This is a genomic window from Sporomusa sp. (assembly GCF_057736855.1).
In genome coordinates, this window is record NZ_JBYKYF010000212.1 from 1 (window position 1) to 5,506 (window position 5,506).

At 43.5% G+C, this 5,506-nt stretch carries 6 protein-coding genes; all 6 read left to right on the plus strand.

Features of this window, described 5'->3' with window-relative positions:
* A partial coding sequence (locus AC29Z1_RS12830) for a cell division protein SepF (RefSeq protein WP_488271848.1) occupies nt 1-394 on the plus strand: 394 nt, incomplete at its 5' end.
* Between the two features lie 29 nt (nt 395-423).
* The gene (gene proC, locus AC29Z1_RS12835) at nt 424-1,236 is read left to right on the plus strand and encodes a pyrroline-5-carboxylate reductase (RefSeq protein WP_488271849.1); all 813 of its coding nucleotides are present in this window, start codon (nt 424-426) and stop codon (nt 1,234-1,236) included.
* Nucleotides 1,236-2,030 carry a YlmH family RNA-binding protein gene (locus AC29Z1_RS12840; protein WP_488271850.1) on the plus strand — a complete coding sequence of 265 codons (795 nt, stop codon included), beginning with the start codon at nt 1,236-1,238 and terminating at the stop codon, nt 2,028-2,030. The genes proC and AC29Z1_RS12840 overlap by 1 nt, the downstream gene beginning before the upstream one ends.
* 18 nt (nt 2,031-2,048) lie before the next feature.
* Nucleotides 2,049-2,501, plus strand: a complete 453-nt coding sequence (locus AC29Z1_RS12845) for a DivIVA domain-containing protein (protein ID WP_488271851.1) — start codon at nt 2,049-2,051, stop codon at nt 2,499-2,501.
* On the plus strand, nt 2,479-2,814 hold the full coding sequence (locus tag AC29Z1_RS12850; RefSeq protein WP_488271852.1) for a DUF167 domain-containing protein: 336 nt from the start codon (nt 2,479-2,481) through the stop codon (nt 2,812-2,814). Before AC29Z1_RS12845 ends, AC29Z1_RS12850 begins: the two co-directional genes overlap by 23 nt.
* Before the next feature lie 332 nt (nt 2,815-3,146).
* A partial coding sequence (gene ileS, locus AC29Z1_RS12855) for an isoleucine--tRNA ligase (RefSeq protein ID WP_488271853.1) occupies nt 3,147-5,506 on the plus strand: 2,360 nt, incomplete at its 3' end.

Genomic DNA, 5,506 nt, shown 5'->3' on the forward strand with positions numbered 1-5,506 from the left:
AGAAGATGAACGCCCAAAACAGGAAGAAACTGATGTAAAGGCCAAACAAAAGAATAATAACAATGTGGTATCGTTACCAATGACTTCACAGAACCCGCAACAAACCAAACAAGTCAAAGTTATGGTGGTTGAACCCTTTTCTTTTGATGATGCACAGCATATTGCCGATTATCTAAAAAGTCGCAAGCCGGTGGTAGTCAATCTTGAAAATACAGATCCTGAAATTTCTAAACGAATGATTGATTTTATCAGTGGTACAACCTATGCGCTCAACGGTCAAATTCAAAAGGTTGGTCATAATATTTTTCTTTGTGCTCCCAATAATGTAGATGTCGCTTATAGCCCGCGGGAAGATGCCGATGATCGGACACTAAAGCCATGGGTTATAAAATAAAATAGCTTGATTTACCAGACGGAGGAAATATGCTAACAAACAAACAAGTAGGTTTTATTGGCGGCGGCGCCATAGCGGAGGCGTTTATTCGCGGCATAGTAGATGCCGGATTAGTGGCACCGTCCCAATTAGTAGTAAGTGATGTTGCCACCGAGCGTCTGGATTATCTGCGTAGCACTTTTATGGTGTCAACTACTCAGGATAGCCAGGAATTAGCTAAACAGTCGGATATATTATTTTTAACGGTGAAACCTCAGGTACTGAGCGATGTTTTGGAGACTATTGCGCCGGTGGTAGCTAAAACTACAGTGGTGGTATCTGTGGCAGCCGGAATAACTATTGCTGCATTACAAGAGAAATTACCTGAGGTGCCGATAATTCGTGTTATGCCCAATACTCCAGTTGCTGTCGGCGAGGGCATGTCGGCTATGGCGCTGGGTAAATATGTAACGAGTGCAGTCAGTGAGCCTGTTGCTCAAATATTTGGTGCAGTGGGTAAAGTAGTTACTGTCAGTGAAGATGCTCTGGATGCTGTTACTGGTTTGTCAGGCAGCGGCCCGGCTTATGCGTTTGTTCTGATTGATGCGCTTGCTGATGCCGGAGTTCGGGTCGGTCTTTCCCGTCAGACCGCTATTTTGCTTGCTGCTCAGACGCTTCTGGGGGCTGCCAAGATGGTACTTGAAACTGGTCAACATCCTGCCATTTTGCGAGATATGGTGACATCTCCGGGGGGAACATCTATTGCCGGTGTTCATGTATTAGAGCAAAATGGGGTACGTGCCGCACTTATCGATGCCGTTATGGCTGCTACTAACCGTTCTCGTGAGATGGGGAGAAGCTAATGAGTGAAAGGGATAAAATCTTACGGTATTATCGGTCATCAGGGGATGCTGAACTAGCGGCCAGGCTTCTAGATTTAGCGGAAGCGGCGATTAAAAATCGTAAATACAAGGTAAGCGAATTTCTTGACCCGTATGGCCAAAGTATTGCTGAAACCATTACCGCCCACTATGACCGGCTGACAATGGAAACCTGGGGCGGGTATACTGGCGCTGAACGGGTAAAAGTAGCGTTTGTCGATACTGATTTCTTGGATTATGCAAATTCATTGGACTTTTCTTTACGTGTAATTGTCATAACATGGGATGGTCGTTACAGCCGCCTGTCACATCGCGATATCCTTGGAGCCTTGACTGGCCTGGGAATAAAAAGGGAAGTGCTGGGCGATATAATTATGGCTGGTGAAGCGTGCTATGTAGTGGTTGATGAAACCATAGCACCCTATATAGTGCAACATCTATCAGAGGTTGGTAAGGCTTCTGTAACTGTGGCTTTTGCAGATTTTGAAGAAATTCCTGCCAAAGAGGAAAAGGTTAAAGAGATCCGGGCAACCGTTGCTTCCTTACGACTTGATGCAGTAGCAGCTGCGGGATATGGTGTATCTCGCACCAGGATGGCTGATGATATTGCGGCCGCAAAAGTAAAACTGAATTGGCAGGAAGCTAAAAGTGCATCACAAGCCGTAAAAGTGGGTGATGTTATTTCTATTCGCGGTCGGGGTCGCGTAGAGGTAGTTGAAATTCCTGGTCAGACCAAAAAAGGGCGCTATAGTATTTTACTTAGACGATTTATATAAGAGGGTGGGGAGTTACTTATGCTTACACCGTTGGAAATTCATAACAAAGAATTTAAACGCAGCTTTCGCGGCTATAACGAAGAAGAAGTTGATGAATTTCTTGACAAGGTGATAAAGGATTATGAAACCTTGTATCGGGAAAATATGGACTTGAAAGAGACTATTGAACGGCTTAACAGTAAACTCGAACATTATCAGCATATGGAGAATACTCTTCACAGCACACTGGTCATTGCTCAAGAAACGGCCGAAGAAGTTAAGCTCAATGCCAAAAAAGAAACTGAACTTATTATTAAAGAAGCTGAGATTCGTGCCCAAAAATTGGTGGATGAGGCCATAGCTAAAGTTCGCAAACTAACTGGCGAAGCAGAAGAATTGCAAAAACAGTCACAAATTTTCCGTACCAGGTTGCGCACCTTATTACAAGCCCAGATGGAAATGCTTAACAATGCCGAAGAAGACGAAAACTAGTCTTACCATCAATGTAAATGACCTTGATATTATAGAATTAGCTGATGGTATTATTGTTAAGGTGCGTGTTCAGCCCCGATCGAGTAAGAATGCCATTACTGGAGTTATGGGCGACAGTTTGAAAATCAATCTGACTTCGCCACCAGTTGACGGCGAAGCTAATGCTGCCTGCCAGGCTTTTATCGCGACACACATGGGGTTGCCTAAAAGTGCTGTCAGTATAGTCGGCGGACAAAAGAATCGTTCAAAAATGATCAAAATCGCTGGTATTACTAAAGAGGATTTTTTGAACAATTTATCTGCCGGTATTTGACTTTGTTCGTCAATCATGTATAATATATTGCGTATAAGCTAATATTTATTTTATATAAACTAATATTTTATCAGTAATGACGGAGACTAGCCTAGGTGGCGGTTTACAGCGAACCAGGATCTGGTGTAAGCCTGGTAACCAAAGTCGTGGCTCGCGATCACTCCTGAACTGCGAACCGAACTTTACAGTAGGCTTCGCCGTGTAACGCTCGTTATCGCGTCGTAAGTGGCTTTATTAGCCAATAGGGTGGTACCACGGGAATTAATGCTCTCGTCCCTTTAGGGATGAGAGCTTTTATTTTATTGTGTTTTATTTTTACGGAGGTGTGAATTTTGGATTATAGCAAAACGCTTAATTTACCGCAGACTGAATTTCCTATGCGCGCAAATCTCCCCGAACGTGAGCCGGAAATTCTAGAATACTGGCGTAATAACCAGATTTATGACAAAAAAGTTGCCAAAAACAAGGGGAAAACCAAGTTTATCTTGCATGATGGCCCGCCCTATGCCAACGGAAATATTCATATTGGCACTGCATTAAACAAAATATTAAAAGATATAATTGTTAAATATAAGTCATTGCGTGGCTTTGATTCGCCATATGTACCGGGTTGGGATACCCATGGCCTGCCAATTGAACATGCAGCCATCAATATTCTAGGGTTAAACCGGCATGAACTTGATCCTTTGGAGTTACGGCGGGAGTGTAAACAATATGCATTTAAGTGCCTTGACTTACAGCGGGAAGACTTCAAACGGTTAGGAGTTGCTGGTGATTGGGAAAACCCTTATGTGACTTTATATCCTGAATATGAAGCCAAACAAATTGAAGTCTTTGGTGAAATGGCGAAAAAAGGTTACATTTATAAAGGTTTGAAGTCTGTTTACTGGTGTACTTCGTGTGAAACGGCTTTGGCCGAAGCTGAGATTGAATATGCTGAAAAAAAATCTCACTCGATTTATGTTAAATTTCCGCTGATCGATGATAAGGGTAATTTACCGCTGGGTATAAACAGCGAGAAAGTCTATGCCGTTATCTGGACCACTACGCCTTGGACCATGCCCGCTAACGTGGCGATTTGTGTTCATCCCGATATTGAATATGCTTGGGTGCAAATTGGGGATGAAATCTATTTGCTGGCAAGCGATTTGATAGAAACTGTTGTCAAATCCAATAATCTGGGTGAATATACTATTATATCGACAATGAAAGGTGCCGCTATTGAAGGTATGATCTTTAGCCATCCTTTCTTTGAGCGTGAATCCCCGATCATCTTAGGAGACCATGTTACGCTTGAGGCCGGTACCGGGTGTGTGCATACCGCCCCTGGACATGGTCAGGAAGACTTTGAGGTGGGTATGAAATACGGTTTGCCGGTTATCAACCCGGTTGACCATACGGGTAAATTTACATCTGAGGCTGGAAAATTTGAAGGTTTATTTGTACATGACGCTAACGTGCCTATCATCAAAGAATTAGCTGCACGCAGCTTATTGCTTGGCAAGGGCTCCATAAAACATCAATATGCGCATTGCTGGCGTTGCAAAAACCCCATAATTTACCGTGCTACCGAGCAATGGTTTGCTTCTGTAGATGGTTTCCGGGAAGAAGCACTTAAGACCATTGACAATGATGTTCAATGGATTCCTTCTTGGGGTAGAGAACGGATTCATAACATGGTCGCTGACCGTCATGACTGGTGCATTTCTCGGCAGCGGGTGTGGGGTGTGCCGATTCCTATTTTCTATTGTACAAAATGCAATGAACATATCATTAATGATACAACGATTGATGCGATTAAAGAAATCTTCCGTAAGGAAGGATCAGATGCCTGGTGGAGCAGAACAGCGAAAGAGATACTGCCTGATGGCTTTGTTTGCCCTCACTGCGGACATAACGAATTCCGCAAAGAAAGTGATATTATGGATGTATGGTTTGACAGTGGTTCCAGTCATGCTGCTGTATTAGAGCAACGCGAAGAGCTGCAATGGCCTGCTGACCTTTATTTGGAAGGCAGTGACCAGCATCGCGGTTGGTTCCAGTCTTCGCTGTTAACTTCAGTGGCCACTCGTGGCACAGCGCCATATAAGGGAGTATTGACCCATGGTTTTGTTGTTGACGGCGAAGGCCGAAAAATGTCTAAATCAGTTGGCAATGTCATTTATCCGCAGGAAGTCATTAAACAATATGGTGCTGATATTCTTCGCCTTTGGGTGGCATCGGCTGATTATAAAGCAGATATCCGAATTTCCAATCCAATTCTGAAACAGTTAGCCGAAGTATACCGTAAGATTCGTAATACATTCCGTTATATTTTAGGCAACTTACAGGACTTTAATCCTGACACTGACAAAGTGGCTTATAGTGACCTGCTGGAGATTGACCGCTGGGCGCTGATGCGGTTGGAACAAGTAAGGGAAAAAGTTACCCAGGCGTATGAGGACTATGAGTATCACCTGCTTTACCACACCATTCATAATTTCTGTACGGTTGATCTAAGTGCCATTTATCTTGATATTCTCAAAGATCGTGTTTATACTGCATTGCCTGCTTCTATCGAACGACGTGCGGCGCAAACGGTTATGTACGAAATCCTTAATACTTTGGTAGTTATGGTTTCTCCAGTACTGACCTTTACTTCAGAAGAAGTATGGCAACATATGCCAAAACCGCAAGGATACCCTGAAAGTGT